General features: G+C 68.5%; 14 protein-coding genes and 1 tRNA gene. 2 read left to right on the forward strand and 13 right to left on the reverse strand.

Annotation, left to right across the window (positions count from 1 at the left end; translation table 11 throughout):
- Positions 1-180: 180 nt before the first annotated feature.
- A complete protein-coding gene (gene gap / locus ROJ8625_RS06240) occupies positions 181-1,185 on the forward strand; it encodes a type I glyceraldehyde-3-phosphate dehydrogenase (protein WP_085791020.1) in 1,005 nt (334 codons plus the stop codon).
- A 131-nt stretch (positions 1,186-1,316) separates the two neighbouring features.
- On the opposite strand, the gene ROJ8625_RS06245 is transcribed toward gap, so the two are convergent.
- Complete coding sequence (locus ROJ8625_RS06245; RefSeq protein WP_085791021.1) at positions 1,317-1,922, reverse strand: hypothetical protein; 606 nt, start codon at positions 1,920-1,922, stop codon at positions 1,317-1,319.
- 136 nt (positions 1,923-2,058) lie between these two features.
- Between ROJ8625_RS06245 and ROJ8625_RS06250 the strand changes: the two genes are divergently transcribed.
- A complete protein-coding gene (locus ROJ8625_RS06250) occupies positions 2,059-2,991 on the forward strand; it encodes an ornithine cyclodeaminase family protein (RefSeq protein ID WP_085791022.1) in 933 nt (310 codons plus the stop codon).
- A gap of 5 nt (positions 2,992-2,996) precedes the next feature.
- On the opposite strand, the gene ROJ8625_RS06255 is transcribed toward ROJ8625_RS06250, so the two are convergent.
- From ROJ8625_RS06255 to ROJ8625_RS06310, 12 genes are all read right to left on the reverse strand, one after another.
- Positions 2,997-4,559, reverse strand: a complete 1,563-nt coding sequence (locus tag ROJ8625_RS06255) for an FGGY-family carbohydrate kinase (RefSeq protein WP_085791023.1) — start codon at positions 4,557-4,559, stop codon at positions 2,997-2,999.
- Between the two features lie 110 nt (positions 4,560-4,669).
- Positions 4,670-5,326 carry an HAD-IA family hydrolase gene (locus ROJ8625_RS06260; RefSeq protein ID WP_234984182.1) on the reverse strand — a complete coding sequence of 219 codons (657 nt, stop codon included), beginning with the start codon at positions 5,324-5,326 and terminating at the stop codon, positions 4,670-4,672.
- Positions 5,327-5,353: 27 nt separating this feature from the next.
- Positions 5,354-6,823: a mannitol dehydrogenase family protein gene (locus tag ROJ8625_RS06265; protein WP_085791025.1), complete on the reverse strand. Its 1,470-nt coding sequence runs from the start codon at positions 6,821-6,823 to the stop codon at positions 5,354-5,356.
- Entirely contained in the window at positions 6,823-7,596 is a 774-nt protein-coding gene (locus tag ROJ8625_RS06270) for an L-iditol 2-dehydrogenase (protein ID WP_085791026.1), read from the reverse strand. The genes ROJ8625_RS06265 and ROJ8625_RS06270 overlap by 1 nt, the downstream gene beginning before the upstream one ends.
- Entirely contained in the window at positions 7,593-8,594 is a 1,002-nt protein-coding gene (locus ROJ8625_RS06275) for an ABC transporter ATP-binding protein (RefSeq protein ID WP_085791027.1), read from the reverse strand. The genes ROJ8625_RS06270 and ROJ8625_RS06275 overlap by 4 nt, the downstream gene beginning before the upstream one ends.
- A gap of 12 nt (positions 8,595-8,606) precedes the next feature.
- On the reverse strand, positions 8,607-9,437 hold the full coding sequence (locus ROJ8625_RS06280) for a carbohydrate ABC transporter permease (RefSeq protein WP_085791028.1): 831 nt from the start codon (positions 9,435-9,437) through the stop codon (positions 8,607-8,609).
- A 160-nt stretch (positions 9,438-9,597) separates the two neighbouring features.
- Entirely contained in the window at positions 9,598-10,470 is an 873-nt protein-coding gene (locus ROJ8625_RS06285) for a carbohydrate ABC transporter permease (RefSeq protein ID WP_085791029.1), read from the reverse strand.
- An 81-nt stretch (positions 10,471-10,551) separates the two neighbouring features.
- Positions 10,552-11,880, reverse strand: a complete 1,329-nt coding sequence (locus tag ROJ8625_RS06290) for an ABC transporter substrate-binding protein (protein ID WP_085791030.1) — start codon at positions 11,878-11,880, stop codon at positions 10,552-10,554.
- A 141-nt stretch (positions 11,881-12,021) separates the two neighbouring features.
- Positions 12,022-12,981, reverse strand: a complete 960-nt coding sequence (locus ROJ8625_RS06295) for a sugar-binding transcriptional regulator (protein WP_085791345.1) — start codon at positions 12,979-12,981, stop codon at positions 12,022-12,024.
- A gap of 89 nt (positions 12,982-13,070) precedes the next feature.
- Positions 13,071-13,147: transfer RNA gene (locus ROJ8625_RS06300), tRNA-Arg, on the reverse strand.
- Between the two features lie 398 nt (positions 13,148-13,545).
- Entirely contained in the window at positions 13,546-14,559 is a 1,014-nt protein-coding gene (locus ROJ8625_RS06305; RefSeq protein ID WP_085791031.1) for a methyltransferase, read from the reverse strand.
- Positions 14,560-14,630: 71 nt separating this feature from the next.
- A complete protein-coding gene (locus ROJ8625_RS06310; protein WP_085791032.1) occupies positions 14,631-15,851 on the reverse strand; it encodes a cysteine desulfurase in 1,221 nt (406 codons plus the stop codon).
- Between the last annotated feature and the right edge of the window lies 1 nt (position 15,852).

A 15,852-nucleotide genomic window follows, 5' to 3' on the forward strand; every position in this document is an offset into this window, starting at 1 on the left:
GATGTCTCCGTCGCGGCGTGTCGATGTGTCTGTGTGTCGGGGCGCAGCGGGACGTTAGCGCCACCACGCGCGACGGCCACGCTTTTATCGCTAACATATGCCAATACAACGATTTTTCGCTTCCGGCCCGGCGGCCCGCGGGCTAAGCGGTGGACGATTGCATACAGTCGAGGACCCGCCATGACCGTCACGCTCGGGATCAACGGATTCGGCCGCATCGGCCGCTGCACGCTCGCCCATATTGCCGAGAGCGCGCGAAACGACGTCGCCGTCGTCAGGATCAACGCGCCCGGCGACATCGAGACCCATGCGCATCTGCTGCGTTACGACAGTGTGCACGGGCGCTTTGGCGGCCGTGTGTCGGTCGAGGGCGACACCCTCGACCTTGGCGGCGGGCCGATCCGGGTGATGTCGGACTACGACCCTGCGGCGCTCGACTGGTCCGGATGCGACGTGGTGCTCGAATGCACCGGGCAGCTCAACGACGGTGACCGCGCGGGCGTGCATCTCGAGCGGGGCGCCAAGCGCGTGCTGATCTCGGCGCCCGCGAGGAACGTCGATCGCACGATCGTCTACGGCGTCAATCACCGCAGCCTGGTCGAGACCGACCGGCTGGTGTCGAACGGGTCGTGCACCACCAACTGCCTCGCGCCCGTCGCCAAGGTCCTCGACGACGCGATCGGGATCGAAGAAGGGATAATGACGACAATCCACTCCTATACCGGGGACCAGCCGACACTGGACCGCCGGCACGCCGATCTCTATCGCGCGCGGGCCGCGGCGATGGCGATGATCCCGACCTCGACCGGCGCGGCGCGCGCGCTCGGAGACGTGCTGCCCAACCTGGCCGGCAAGCTCGACGGCACCGCGATGCGGGTGCCGACCCCCAACGTGTCGGCTGTGGACCTGACGTTCCGGGCCGGCCGCGACGTGAGCCTGGCAGACGTGAACGAGATCGTCCGCGAGGCAGCGCAGGGCCACATGGGCATGGTGCTGTCCTACGACGAAGAGCCGAAGGTGTCGGTCGACTTCAACCACACCACGGCGAGCGCGATCTTCGCCCCCGACCAGACCAAGGTCGTGGGCCGCCGGATGGTGCGCGTGCTGGCATGGTACGACAACGAATGGGGCTTCTCGGCGCGGATGGCCGACGTGGCCGGCGCGATGGGGCGGCTCATGCACTGAGGCCGCACCCGGTCCGGCCGGTCGGCGGCGAGGGGCCAGCCCCTCGCGCTCCCCGGGGTTTCGGGGCAAGATGAAGAGAGGGGCCGGGCCGCAGCGCCACGCCGCGCGTGCCGTGCCCCCCGCGCGGGCTCTCAGAGCCCCGGAAGCGGCTCGGCCGAAGGATCGGAGGCATCCCGGCCCTCGCGCGCGCGCTTCCACGCGAAGACCTCGCCGCGGGGCCACCATTCGTAATCGGGATCCTCGGTCACCGCCCCCCAGTAGAGGCGGCCGCCCCAGCGCCACGGGTCGAGCACGATCCCGCTGGCCATCGTGGCGCCGGCGCGCGACACGATCACCGTGGAATGTTCGATCCGCAGCGGCTTGTCGTGGTTGGCGATGGCGCGGTGCAGTTCGAGCGTCGCGAAACCCTCGCGCGCGAGGCGGCGTTCGAGATCCTCGGCCCAGTGCCAGCACAGGCCACGCGGACGCGTCCCGGCGTTGACCTTCATGTTGTGCACGATCGGCGGGTCGGTGATCCGGTAACGCTCGGCGAGTTCGAGCGGATGCAGGTAGGCGATGCGGGCGGCGGCCTGCGCCTCGTCTGGCGCCACGTCTGGGCCCAGATCCCGAATCGCCGTGGCGAGCGCGGCGATCTCGCCCGCCTCGGGCGCCGGCGGCCCATCGCGATAGGTGGGCCCGCACGCGACGAGCGCGACGCCGGCGATCAGTGCGAGGAGACCGGCACGGATCGAGCGCATTGGAAACCCTTTCTGCTGACGCTGCGGATGGCGACGTATAGCGCCCGCGCGGCGGTGTCGAGACCGGGGGCGCAACACCGCTTTCGGGAGGGCGCGCGGGGCACTAGCGTTGCGGGGCACAGCGAGGGAGCCTGCCATGACCCCGACATTCGTCACCGCGGACGCGGCCGCGGAACTGAACTGGCACGATGCCGTCGAGGCGCTTCGCGCCGGCCATCGCGGCGCCGCGCCGGAGATCGGCGACCTGTTCCTCGGGCCGGCGGAGGCAACGCTCCTGACGCGCGCGGCGCACGTGCCGGGACTTGGCTTCGGCGTGAAATCGGTGACGGTGCGTCCGGACAATCCCGCCGCGGGACGGCCGAGCGTGCAGGGCGCGATGTTCGTCTTCGATCCGGAGACCGGCGCCCTTTCGGCGGTGATCGACAGCGCGCTGGTCACGCGCCTGAAGACGGCGGCGGATTCGGTTCTCGGCGCGACGCTTCTGGCGCGGCCCGAAAGCCGGCGGCTCCTGATCGTGGGAGCCGGCGCGGTCGCCGCCAGTTTGATCGAGGCCTACCCGGCGCTGTTTCCGGATCTCGAGCGGATCGAGGTCTGGGCGCGCCGGCCCGAGCAGGCAGAGGCGCTCGTGGCGGCCGCGGCGGCCGGGGGCGCGGCCGAGCTCGGTGTCGCGACCGACCTGGAGGCGGCCGCGGGCGCCGCGGATATCGTCGCGACGGCGACCATGGCGCGCACGCCGGTGCTGCGCGGCGCGTGGATCCGGCCCGGCACGCACGTGGACCTGATCGGCGCGTTCCGCGCGGACATGCGGGAGGCGGACGACGCGCTGATCGCCGGCGGGCGGCTGTTCGTCGACAGCCGCGAGACGGTGCTTGGCCATATCGGCGAGCTCGCGATTCCGATCGCCGAGGGCGTCATCGACGCCGACCACGTGCGCGCCGATCTGCGCGCGCTCGTCGCCGATCCGGACATCGGGCGGCAGGGGCCGGAGGACGTGACCGTGTTCAAGAACGGCGGAGGCGCGCATCTCGACCTCATGATCGCCGCGTGGATCGCGCGAACGATCGGCTGAGCCGGTCAGCCGCGCTTGAGCGCACCGATGGCGGCACGTTCGGACTGCAGCCGGAGAAAGACCGTGTTGTCGAGCGCGAGCCGGCGCGCGGCGGCGGCTCGGGGCGTGAACCGACGCCACGAGGGCTGCATGGCCTGCGCGGTGGCGGCAAGGTCGCGTCCCGGTGCCGCGGCGGCGATCGCCGCTCCGAGGAGGACGCCGTCGCATCCCTCGGCGACGCGCACGTCGCAGCCGGTGGCATCGGCGAGAAGCTGCATCAGCAGCGCCGACCGCGCGTGCCCACCGGTGACGTACAGCGCCTCGATCGGCGGGCCGGCGGCGCGCAGATGCTCGACGATCTGACGCAGCCCGAGCGCACTGCCGACCGCCGCGCGCCAGTACAGACGTGCGGTGCCTTCGGGCGAACGATCGAGCGTGATGCCGCAGAAGATCGCGCCCAGATCCGGATCGGCGAAGGGCGTACGGTTGCCGTTCACGTCCGGCAGCACGTCGATCTCTCCGCCGAAGCCCGGGCCCTCGGCGGCAAGACCCGCCTCGGCGAGAGCCTGCGCCCCCACATGGTCGAGCCCGGGACAGCGCGCGAGCACATCGTCGAGCAGCGCGCCCGTGGCCGACTGCCCGCCCTCGTGCACGACACGGCCGGGCAGGATCGCGTCGGCATATGGCCCCCAGACGCCCTTGGCGCGCCAATGCGCGTCACCGATCACCATGATACAACTCGACGTGCCGGCGACGAGCGCCGCGCTGCGCGTGCGAGCCCGGGTGTCGAGACCGCCCAACATCGCGAGCGCGCCGGCGAAGGCGTCGACCAACCCGGCGGCGACCGGTATCCCGGGCGCAAGGTCCAGCGCCTCGGCGGCGCTGGCGCGCAATGCGCCGAGCCGTGCGCCCGGCGCGATCACGCCCTGCCCCAGCCCGGCCCGCGCCGGCATGTCGGCGAGATCGAGCGCGGCGAGAAAATCCGGCGGGATCGCGTCGGCGGGCGCGACATGCGCCCACTTGGCGGCGAGCGTGTTGCGCGAGCGTGCGCCCTGCCCCGTGGCCATGTGCCCCAGCCAGTCGGTCAGGTCCCACGCGCCACCGAGACGCGCCCAGAGATCGGGGCGCCGGCGCTTCAGCCAGAGGAGCTTCGGCGTCTGCATCTCGGGCGACATCGCCCCGCCGAGCGTTTCCAGCACCGGATGCGCCGTCGCGGTGCAGAGCGCGGCTTCCTCCGTCGCGCGGTGGTCGTACCACAGGATGACGTCGCGCCCCTCGGGCCCGAGCGCCAGCGGAGCGCCCGTCGTGTCGGCGAGGACCAGCGAACAGGTCGCGTCGAAGGCGAGCCCGGCCACGGCGGCGGCCGGCACGTCCGCGATCGCGCGGGCCTCACGGACGGCGCGCGCGGCCGCTTGCCAGATCTCGGTCGAGGCGGCCTCGGCCCGTCGTCCGGGCAGATCGTGAACGGCGACCGGGCAGACCGCCCGCGACAGCATCGCCCCCGACGCGTCGAAGATCCCGGCGCGCACGCTCGCGGTGCCGGCATCGACGCCGCAATAGAGCGGCCCCTCGGTCAGGCGGGACGGCACGGCGGTGCGGGTCGGGCGAAGGGGCGGTCGGTCATGCGGAGATCATGGCACCGCATGATCCCGTGCGCCAGCACCGCAACGGGTGCAGAGGTCTCGGGCGGGACACGGTTTCAACGCCCCGTCAGCTCGGTGATGGCCGGACCGAGCGCGGACATGTCGTCGATCAGCGCGTCGGGCCCGAGCGCGGCCAGCGTCCGCGACAATTGCGCCGGGCCGGCGTGCCCGCCGCCGGCGAAGCCGATCACCGACATGCCTGCGGCGCGTGCCGCGCGGACACCGGCCGGACTGTCCTCGACAACCACAGCAGCGGCCGGGTTCGCGTTCATGCGCGCGGCCGCATGCAGGAAGAGATCGGGCGCGGGCTTGCCGGCCGCCACCTCGGTCGCGCTGAACACCCGTCCGCCGAAAAGTGGTGCGAGGCCGGTGACGCCGAGCGCGAGAGCGAGCCGCTCCGGCTGGCTGGAGGACGCCACGCAGACGGGGGCGCCGATCGCCTGCACCGCATCCGCCACCCCGGCGATCGGCCGTAGCTCTGCCATGAAACGTTCGGCGAGTCGCAGGCGCATCGCCGCGAGCTGCGGATCGGTCAGCACCAGACCGTCGGCTTCGGCGAGGTCGGTGCGGATCGCGCCGAGCGACCGGCCGAGAAACCGCGCGTACACATCCTCGAGCGTGAGCGAGAGGCCGGCGGCCCGCATGGTTTCCGACAGGACGGCGACGGCAATCGGTTCGCTGTCGACGAGCACGCCGTCGCAGTCGAAGATCACCAGCGAGGGGCCGCATGCGGCGATCGCTCAATCCTCCAGGTAGGCGCGCAGCGTCGCCTCGGTACCATCGGACCAGAGCCGGTCGAGCCATGCGGCGAACCGTGCGCGCAACCGCGGATCTTGACCGAGCGCCCCGTAGATCGCGCGCTGGTCGAGCCAGACCTCGGGCCGGGTCCGCGCGTCGAGCGCGACCGGGCGGAGCGTGTCCCATGCGGGATCGTTCGCGGCGATCTCCGCGCCGGCGTCGGTTGTCCCGGCGCAGTATCGGCACCAGAGCGCGCAGGCAAGCGCCAGCCCATCGACCGGACCGCCCCGTTCGAGCGCGTCTGCCAGCGAAGGCAGGATGAATTTCGGTTGCCGGTTCGATCCGTCGAAGCAGAGCCGCCGCACCGTGTCGCCGATCTTGGGGTTGGCGAAACGCGACTTGATCGTCTCGAGATAGACGGCGGTGTCTGTGTTCGGCACCGGTGGCACTCCGGGCAGGATCTCCTCGCGCTCCACTTTGTCGAGGAAGCGCGCGACGAGGTCGGTCTCCATCGCCTCGTGCACGAAATGGACCCCGAGCAGGCCCGCCGGGTAGGCGATGAGCGCGTGCCCTCCGTTGAGGATCCGGATCTTCATCGCCTCGAACGGGGTCACGTCGTCGACGAACTCGACCCCGACGTCCTCGAGCGGTGGCCGGCCCTGGGGGAAGTCGTCCTCCAGCACCCACTGGATGAAATCCTCGGCGAAGACGGGCCAGCCATCGGCGACGCCGTGATCGTCGCGGAGCATCCGGCGCTCGCGCTCCGATGTCGCGGGAGTGATGCGGTCGACCATGCCGTTGGGCATCGCCACCGACGTCCGCACCCAGTCGGCGAAGTCGGCGTCGGACATCGCGGCGAGCCCGCAAAGCGTGTCACGGGTCACGCGTCCATTGTGAGGGATGTTGTCACAGGACATCACGGTGAACGGCGGAAGGCCCGCGTCGCGACGTAGCCGCAGCGCCTTCAGGATCATGCCGAACACGGTCGCCGGCGCATCAGGCGCGGCCGCGTCGGTCGTCATTGCCGGGTGCGCACCGTCGAAATGGCCCTCTGCATCGAGGAAATATCCGCCCTCGGTGATCGTCAGCGACACGATTCTGATATCGGGCTCGGCCATGCGGGCGCAGATCGCCACCTGGTCGGCTGCCGGCAGGTAATCGATCATCACGCCGGTGACGCGCGCGGCGGAGGCCTCGGCCGATTGTTCGACCAGCGTCGACAGCCAGTCCTGCGCCGCGAGCGTGTCGCGCGCGGCGGCATCGCCGGCCATGACGCCGGCGCCAACGACGGCAAATTCGCGGCCCCGTCCGGTCGAGAACAGCCGGTCGAGATAGGCGATCTGGTGCGCGCGGTGAAAGTTCCCGACGCCAAAATGCACGATGCCGGCCGAGAGGTCTGCGCGCGCATAGCCCGGCCGGCCGACAGGCTCGGGAAGGTCGTCGAGGGTCGCAAGGGAAAGGTGCGTCGCCATCAGCTCATCCACTGTCCGCCGTCCACGTTGTAGGTTTGCGCCACGATGTACCGCGCCTCGTCGGTGGCGAGAAACACCGCCATGCCGGTGAGGTCCTCGGCCACGCCCATGCGACCGAACGGCACGGCCTCTCCGACCTCGCGTTTCTTCTGGCCGGGCGCCTTGCCTTCGTATTTCGCGAAGAACGCATCGACGCCGTCCCAGTGTTCGCCGTCGACCACGCCGGGCGCGATCGCGTTCACGTTGATGCCGTGCGGGATCAGGTTCAGCCCCGCGGACTGCGTGAGCGAAATGACCGCCGCCTTCGTCGCGCAATAGACCGCGACGAGCGGTTCGCCGCGCCGGCCGGCCTGGCTGGCCATGTTGATGATCCGGCCGCCCTGCCCGCGCGCGACCATGTGGCGCGCGACCGCCTGCAGGGTGAAGAGCGTGCCCGCCACGTTCACGTCGAAGGTGCGGACATAGTCCGCGCGGTCGATCTCGGCGATCGGCGCGGCTGTGAAGAGCGCGGCGTTGTTGATCAGGATGTCGATGTGGCCGAGCCGCGCGACCGTGTCGTCCACGGCGCGATCGATCGACTCCTGGTCGGTGACATCGAGCGCGACGGCGATTGCGGCCCCGCCGATCTCGGCCGCGGTCGACTCGGCCCGGGCGATGTCGATGTCCGCGATCGCGACGCGCGCGCCCTCGCGCACGTATGCCTCGGCGAAGGCACGGCCGATGCCCCGGGCCGCCCCGGTGATGAGCGCGGTCTTGCCCTCCAGTCGCATCAGATCCTGAGACCCTGCTGATCGAAGCGGTGGATGCGGTCCTCGTCCGGGGTGAGCCAGACGGTATCGCCGTGCTTAAGCGCGACCTCGCCGGTCGCCCGGACCGTGATCGGCTCGTCCCGGCCGTCGAAATGAACGTGGAAGAACGTGTCGGAACCGAGGTGCTCGGCCACCCCGACGGTTCCCCTCCAGACGCCGTCGCTGTCAGACACGGCAAGGTGCTCGGGGCGCACGCCGATCGTGTGGGCACCACGGCTGCTCGCATCCTCGCCGTCGATGAAGTTCATCCGGGGCGAGCCGATGAACCCGGCGACGAAGAGGTTGCGCGGGGTACGGTAGAGCTCGAGGGGCGAGCCCACCTGCTCGATATGGCCCGCGCGCAGCACCACGATCTTGTCGGCCATGGTCATCGCCTCGACCTGGTCGTGGGTGACGTAGATCATCGTCGTGGCCAGGCGCTTGTGCAACTCGGAGATCTCGAGCCGCATGCCCACGCGCAGCGCAGCGTCGAGGTTGGACAGCGGCTCGTCGAACAGGAACGCCGCCGGTTCGCGCACGATGGCGCGGCCGATGGCGACGCGCTGGCGCTGGCCGCCCGACAGCTGGCCGGGCCGACGGTCGAGATAGTCGGTCAGGTTCAGGACCCGGGCGGCGTTGTCGATCCGCCTGGCCTGCTCGTCCTGCGGGATGCCGGCCATCTTCATCGGGAACGCGATGTTCTTGCGCACGCTCATGTGGGGATAGAGCGCGTAGGACTGGAACACCATCGCCAGCCGGCGCTTTGCCGGCGGCAGGTCGGTGGCCGGCGTGCCGTCGATGGTGATGTCCCCGCCGGTGACGTCCTCGAGCCCCGCGATCAGCCGAAGCAGCGTGGACTTGCCGCAGCCGGAGGGGCCGACGAAGACCACGAATTCGCCGTCCTCGATCTCGAGATCCAGCGGCGGGATGACCTCCACGTCGCCGAAGCTCTTCTGCACCTTGTCGAGCGTGATGCGTCCCATGCGTTGCGTTCCTTACTTGACGGCGCCGAAGGTGAGGCCACGGACGAGCTGCTTCTGGCTGAACCAGCCCATGATGAGGATCGGCGCGATGGCCATCGTCGAGGCGGCCGAGAGCTTGGCGTAGAAGAGCCCCTCGGGCGACGAATAGCTCGCGATGAAGGCGGTGAGCGGCGCGGCGTTGGCCGCGGTCAGGTTCAGCGTCCAGAACGCCTCGTTCCACGCGAGGATGATATTGAGCAGGAGGGTCGAGGCGATGCCGGGCACGGCCATCGGCAGGAGCACGTAGGTGACCTCGGAGCGCAGCGTCGCCCCGTCCATCCGCGCGGCTTCGAGGATGTCGCCCGGGATCTCGCGGAAATAGGTGTAGAGCATCCACACGATGATCGGCAGGTTGATCATCGTCAGCACGAAGATCAGGCCGACGCGGGTGTCGAGCAGACCCCAGTCGCGGAAGATCAGATAGAGCGGCACCAGCACGCCCACCGGCGGCAGCATCTTGGTGGAGAGCATCCACATCAGCACGTTCTTGGTCTGCCTGCCGGGCACGAAAGCCATCGCCCAGGCCGCCGGGATCGCGATCGCGAGACCGATCAGCGTGGAGCCCACGGAGATCACGACCGAGTTCAGGAAGTGCCGGAAGTAGTTCGACCGCTCCTGCACCGTCACGTAGTTCTCGAGCGTCCACTGGAAGTTGACGAAGACCGGCGGGTCGGCGATCGCCGTCGCCTCGGTCTTGAAGCTGGTCAGCACGGTCCAGAGGATCGGGAAGAAGATCAGGATCGCGATGATCCACGCGATGGCCGTGTTGCGGGCCTTGACGCGGGTCGGGACGGCACGGGCCATGGGTCAGGTCCTCGCATTCGGGCGGCGTGTGCGCCGGGTCGGACGTGGGGCGCCCGTGGCGGTGTCGGATGCCTCCGGCGGGAGTATTTCCGCCAAGAAGAAGCCGGGGGCGCAATCGGAGGATGGCGCGCGGGCGGCAGGGTCGGTCATCGGTCGGGCCTCACGCATCGAGGTTCTTGCCGATCATCCGCATCAGGAAGATCGCGACGATGTTGGCGAGGATGATGGCGACGACACCCCCGGCCGAGCCGGTTCCAACGTCGAAGCGCAGGAGGCTTTCGGCGTAAACGAGGTAGGTCAGGTTGGTCGACGCCGTGCCGGGCCCGCCATTGGTGGTCACCAGGATCTCGGCGAAAATGGACAGCAGGAAGATCGTCTGGATCAGAACGACGACGGTGATCGCCCGCGCGAGGTGCGGCAGCTTGATGTGCCAGAAGCGCGCCCAGGCCGAGGCGCCGTCCATCTCGGCAGCTTCGAGCTGTTCGCTGTCGAGCGACTGCATCGCCGTCAGCAGGATCAGCGTGGCGAAGGGCAGCCATTGCCAGCTCACGATCCCGATGATCGAGGCGAGCGGGGCCTGCGTCAGGAAGTCGAACGCCGCCATCCCGAGCACGTCGGCGATCCAGGCGAAGAGCCCGTTCACCGGATTCATGAACATGTTCTTCCAGACCAGCGCGGACACCGTGGGCATCACGAAGAAGGGCGAGATCACCATGATCCGCACGAGGCCGGTTCCCCACATCGGCTGATCGAGGAGGGTTGCGACCGCTATTCCGCCCACCACGGTGATGACGAGAACGCCGCCCACGAGCAGCAGCGTGTTCACGATGGCCGTCTGGAACGCGGGGTCGGACAGGAAGTAGGTGTAGTTCTCGAAGCCCACGAAGGGGTTCGCGCCCGGCATCAGCAGGTTGTAGCGCAGGAACGAGAAGTAGAGCGTCATCAGGAGCGGCACCAGCATCCACGCCAGAAGCAGGATGACGGATGGCGCGATCATGACGCGCGCGGCGGCGCGCGAGTGCTGCGTGGCCATGGCGAACCTTATCGGACGATGCGGGGGTCGGCCGGGGCAGTCAGGCGCACTGGCTGCCCCGGCCTTCCGGGAGGAGGCGGGTTACTGGATGTATCCCGCCCGCGTCATCTCGCGCGTGGTGATCTGCTGCGCCTGCTCGAGCGCCTGTTCGGCATCGGTCTGGCCGGCGAGCGCTGCAGACAGAGCCTGACCCACCGCGGTGCCGATGCCCTGGAACTCGGGGATCGCCACGAACTGCACGCCGGTATAGGGCACCGGATCGACCGTCGGGTTGGTCGGGTCGGCGGCCTCGATCGACTGGAGCGTCGTCTCGGCGAAGGGCGCTGCGGCGAGGTACTCCTCGTTCTCGTAGAGCGACGTGCGCGTGCCCGGCGGAACGTTGGCCCAGCCTTCGGTCTCGGCCACGAGCTCGGTGTAGCCCCGCCCCGTCGCCCAAGCGATGAAGGTCTTGGCCGCGTCCTCGGCGTCGGTGCCGGACGGGATGCCGAGCGACCATGCCCAGAGCCAGTTGCCCTTCTTCTCCACCCCGTCCTTGTTGGGTGCGAGCGCGAAGCCGACGCTGTCGGCCACCTGGCTTTCGTCGGGGTTGGTCACGAAGGACGCCGCGACCGTCGCGTCGATCCACATGCCGCACTTGCCCTGCTGGAACAGAGCGAGGTTCTCGTTGAAGCCGTTCGAGGCCGCGCCCGGCGGCCCGTAGTTGTTCATCAGGTCGAGATAGGTGGTGAAGGTCTCGTTCCACGCCTCGCTGTCGAACTGCGGCTGCCAATCCTCATTGAACCAGCGCGCGCCGAACGAGTTCGACATCGCCGTGAGGAAGGCCATGTTTTCGCCCCAGCCCGGCTTGCCGCGCAGGCAGATGCCGTAGATCTCGTTGTCCTTGTCGGTCATCGCCGCGGCAGCGTCCTCGATATCCGCCCAGGTCGGCTCTTCGGGCATCTCGAGCCCGGCCTCTTCCATGAGGTCGGTGCGATACATCACCATCGAGCTTTCACCGTAGAACGGCGCGGCGTAGAGCGTGCCATCGACCGACAGGCCGTCTGCGATCGAAGGCAGGAAGTCTTCAGGGTTCCAGTCCTCGGGCATGCCCTCGAGCGGCACGAGCCAGCCCTGCTCGCCCCAGATCGGGACCTCGTAGGTGCCGATCGTCATCACGTCGAACTGCCCGCCCGATGTCGCGACATCCTGCGTCACGCGCTGGCGCAGCACGTTCTCTTCGAGCGTGACCCATTCAAGTTCGATGTTCGGGTGCTGTTCGTTGAAATCGCCGGTGAGGCCCTGCATCCGGATCATGTCGCCATTGTTCACGGTGGCGATCGTCAAGGTCACGGAATCGTCCTGCGCTGCCGCGAGGCCGGCGGCCGTGCACAGCGCTGTGGCGCCCAGAAGGGCGCGGGTCAAAGTCGTCATGAGTCCTCCCTTTCGAGCAATTGCTCTGCTCTCGGGCATTTACTCACTTTCCGCGATCGAAGGTCAATAGCAAAGATCGGCCGTGCCTGAAGCCGCGCCGCAACGGTCTGGAAAATCAAGAAAGATTGCGCGCGGCGGCGCTCAGGGCCCGAGCAGGGATGCCGCCGTGTTCTCGTCGGTGATGAGGCCGGAGATGAGTCGCCCGGCGATCGCGGCACGCAGCGCGGGCACCTTCGACCGGCCATGGGCGGCGGCGATACGCTCGACCGCGGACTCGGTCGTCAGTGCGACGGAACAGACCCGCCCGGTCACCTCGTCGTCGATCAGTGCGCCCTCGCCGTCGAAGGGAAAGCCGAAGATCTCGCCCACCGCTCCCTTGCCGCGCACCCGTGTGAGCGTGGCATCGTCGACGAACCCGTCGCGCAGAATCGGCGCCGCCGAATCCATCGTACCGATTCCCATGATCCGGAACTGGGCCCCGTGCGCGAGACGCAGCGCCGGCGCGAGCGTGGACTGGCCGAGCAGAGCATCGCGTTCGCTCTGCGTGGAGGCAATCACCGGAACCGGAAGCGGGAACGTCTGAGCGGTCACCTTTTCGCCCAGCGTGAACAGCACGTTGTAATACGACGTGGACCCGTCGGGCGCGACGTTGCCGGTGAGTGACACGATGCGATGCTGCGGGCAATCGATCCGCGGCAGGTGCTCGACAGCTGCGCGCAGGGTCCGGCCGGTGCCGATGCCGAGCGTGACCGGCGCCTCGGCCGACAGGCGGTCCTCGATCAGGTCGGCGAGGCGATGAGCGACGGCCTGACCTGCCTCGGCCTCGGACGACAGCGCGGGCACGACCTCGCACAGCGCGAGCCCGAAGCGGTCCTGCAGCCGTGCGGACAGATCGAGGCAGGTCGAGATCGGGTGATCGATGCGCACCTTGACCAGGCCCGCCTGCATTGCCTGCGACACCAGCCGCTGCGCCGATTGCCGCGAGACCCCGAGGAGTCGCGCGATCTCGTCCTGCGTCTTGCCGGCGACATAGGCCAGCCAGGCCGCGCGGGCGGCGTCATCGAGCTTTTTCGGCGTCTGGGCGCTTCGCGGGGTCTTCATGACCTCAAGAGCCATCCAGCGCATGACGGCAAAGAGCAAGACTTTTCCGGGCGCGCGGCCAGTCTCCGTCTACATTGCGATGCGGGAAATGGCGCACCCGAAAGGATTCGAACCTTTGGCCTCTGCCTTCGGAGGGCAGCGCTCTATCCAGCTGAGCTACGGGTGCCTTGGAGCGGTGAGTAAACGCTGCACGTTGCGGACGCAACCCGGTTCGGGTGACGCTGCTCCGGGCCGGATCACAAAGCGCGTGCGCGGACACACTTTTTTCGCGACATATGTTTCGCCTCATGGTAGTGTTTCCATGTTCTGATTACATGTCAAAACTGTTTTTCGAATCACGCTTTGATATTGTTGGGACGGGAAGGATGATTCGGTCGGATTAAGAGCCCGAGTGTCCCGATGGGCCGGTCCGCCAGCCAAGAGATCGGCACCGCTGTAACAGTTTCTCGTGCGCGGGTGAAAAGCCCCTAGTGTGACCCGCCACCCCTCGGGTCTCGCCTCTCTCCGCGTGCGGGCGCGGCACCTCGGCCCTGGCGGCCGGGGTGCCGCAAAATGCCGGATGCGCTAGGTCGGACGGCGCGCGACGGCCAGTTTCGTCATCTCCGGGATCATCTCCATCACTTCGACCTCGACGAACCCCGCCGCTTCGAGCAGGCGCCCGAGCCCGTCGGAGTCGAGCGAGCGCGCCTCGGGCGTGAAGGCGGTGTGCTGCAGTTGCCAGAGCGCCGCCAGCCGCGGGCCGGACCGATCCGCCGAGACCACGAAATCGTGCACCAGAAGGCGCCCGCCGGGCGCGAGATGCGCGTACGCGCGTTCGAGGAGACGGGCGTGATCGTCGCCGGGGACGCCCGAAAGCAGATAGGACATCAGCACGATGTCCTGCCCGTCCGGCCAGTCGGCCGCGAGCGCATTGCCGTCGACGAAGGCGATGCGATCCGCAAGACCGGCATCGGCCGCATACGCGCGGCCGAGTGCCGAGACGTTCGGAAAGTCCACCACCGTCGCTGTCAGGTCCGGGAAGGACTGGCACAGCGTGATCGCGAACGCGCCTGTGCCACCGCCCACATCGAGCAGGCGGCGCGCTCCGGTCAGATCGACCTTTCGGGTCAGCTGACGCGCGGGACCGAGCGAACCGGCATGCTGGCTTTCCGAGTAGAGCCGCGCCTCGGCAGCGTCCGAAAACCATTCCTCGTATGAGGCCGTCGCCCCGGCCGGCATGTTGCCGGAGATCGCCGCGCCCAATTGATGGATCAGGCCATACATCTGCCGCCCGACCTGAAGCCTCAGGTAGTCGCCGAAATCGTACTTGGCGCCGCGCACGAGAAAAGCCTCGGCCCCCGGCGCGTTCGCGAAGCGCCCGTCCTCCACGGTCAGCAGCCCGAGCCCGGCCAGCGCCGTCAGCAGGGTCTCGACCCGATCGCGATGAAGGCCGGTTTTCGACGCGATATCATCGACATCGGCGTCACCGTTCGACAGGTGCGTGAAGATCTCGTGGTCCAGCGCAACGAAAAGCGCCTTCGACCCCATGAAGCCGAAGGCGATTGCGGAAATCTCGTCCGCTTCGGTGACGGCTGTCATGTGGAGGGGCCCCGCGCGTTGTCCGTGTTACTGCGCGGGACGCTACCAGCCGTCATGGTGAAGGGCCAGCCTCAGGCGAAGAGCTCGTGCGCCAGTTCGAGCGCCTCCACCAGAACGTCCACCTCGGCCTCGGTGTTGTAGAGGCCGAAGGAGGCGCGACAGGTCGCCGACACCCCGAGGTGATCCATCAGCGGTCCGGCGCAGTGATGGCCGGCGCGGACCGCGACGCCCTTCTTGTCGAGAATTGTCGAGATGTCGTGCGCGTGGGCCGCGCCGTCGAGCGAAAACGAGAAGATCGCGGCCTTGCCCGGAGCCTTGCCCTGAACCTGCAACCAGTTCATCCCGTCGAGCCGTGTGCGCGCGTATGCGGCGACCTGAGCCTCGTGCGCGGCGATGTTCTCCATGCCGAGGTCCATCATGTACTCGAGCGCGACACCGAGCCCGATGGTCTGGACGATGCCGGGCGTCCCGGCCTCGAACTTCATCGGCGGGTCGTTCCAGGTGACCTCGTCCTTGTGCACCTCGCGGATCATGTCACCGCCACCCATGAAGGGCCGCATCTCGGCCATCCGCTCGCGCGCGATGTAGATCGCACCCGAGCCGCTCGGGCCATAGAGTTTGTGACCGGTCACCGCGAAGAAATCGACACCGAGATCGGTGACGTCGACAGGCATGTGCACGGCAGATTGGCTGCCGTCCACGAGAACCGCAACGCCCTTTTCGCGCGCGGCCTGGGATATTGTCTTCACGTCCACCACGGTGCCCAGGACGTTGGACAGCTGGGTGATCGCGACCAGCTTGGTCTTGGGCCCGATCGCGTCGATCACCTTTTGCGGATCGAGCGAGCCATCGAGTTCCGGATCGACCCAGACGAGCTTGATCCCCTGCCGTTCGCGCAGGAAGTGCCACGGCACGATGTTCGCGTGATGCTCCATCGTGGACAGGACGATCTCGTCACCCTCCTGCATCCGCGGCATGGCCCAGCCGTAGGCGACGAGGTTGATGCCCTCGGTCGTGCCGGTGTTCAAAACGATCTCGTCCTCGTGCGCCGCCCCGAGGAAACGCGCAACGATGCCGCGCACCGCCTCGTACTTCTCGGTAGCGAGGTTCGAAAGGTAGTGCAGGCCCCTGTGAACGTTCGAATATTCCTCGGCGTAGGCGCGCGTGACCGCGTCGATCACCACCTGCGGTTTTTGCGCGGACGCGCCGTTGTCGAGATAGACCAGCGGCTTGCCGTTCACCTCGCGCGACAGGATCGGAAAGTCGCGCCGGACCTCGTTCACGTCGTACATG

Source organism: Roseivivax jejudonensis, from assembly GCF_900172265.1.
Taxonomy (GTDB): Bacteria; Pseudomonadota; Alphaproteobacteria; order Rhodobacterales; family Rhodobacteraceae; genus Roseivivax; species Roseivivax jejudonensis.

Coding starts and splice junctions, on each gene's coding strand:
- ROJ8625_RS06265 (WP_085791025.1), bottom strand. CDS start 6,823: ATGGCGACGCACCTTTCCCTTGCGACCCTCGACGACCTTCCCGAGCCT.
- ROJ8625_RS06275 (WP_085791027.1), bottom strand. CDS start 8,594: ATGGGACGCATCACGCTCGACAAGGTGCAGAAGAGCTTCGGCGACGTG.
- ROJ8625_RS06290 (WP_085791030.1), bottom strand. CDS start 11,880: ATGACGACTTTGACCCGCGCCCTTCTGGGCGCCACAGCGCTGTGCACG.
- ROJ8625_RS06310 (WP_085791032.1), bottom strand. CDS start 15,851: ATGTACGACGTGAACGAGGTCCGGCGCGACTTTCCGATCCTGTCGCGC.
- gap (WP_085791020.1), top strand. CDS start 181: ATGACCGTCACGCTCGGGATCAACGGATTCGGCCGCATCGGCCGCTGC.
- ROJ8625_RS06285 (WP_085791029.1), bottom strand. CDS start 10,470: ATGGCCACGCAGCACTCGCGCGCCGCCGCGCGCGTCATGATCGCGCCA.
- ROJ8625_RS06250 (WP_085791022.1), top strand. CDS start 2,059: ATGACCCCGACATTCGTCACCGCGGACGCGGCCGCGGAACTGAACTGG.
- ROJ8625_RS06245 (WP_085791021.1), bottom strand. CDS start 1,922: ATGCGCTCGATCCGTGCCGGTCTCCTCGCACTGATCGCCGGCGTCGCG.
- ROJ8625_RS06295 (WP_085791345.1), bottom strand. CDS start 12,981: ATGAAGACCCCGCGAAGCGCCCAGACGCCGAAAAAGCTCGATGACGCC.
- ROJ8625_RS06280 (WP_085791028.1), bottom strand. CDS start 9,437: ATGGCCCGTGCCGTCCCGACCCGCGTCAAGGCCCGCAACACGGCCATC.
- ROJ8625_RS06305 (WP_085791031.1), bottom strand. CDS start 14,559: ATGACAGCCGTCACCGAAGCGGACGAGATTTCCGCAATCGCCTTCGGC.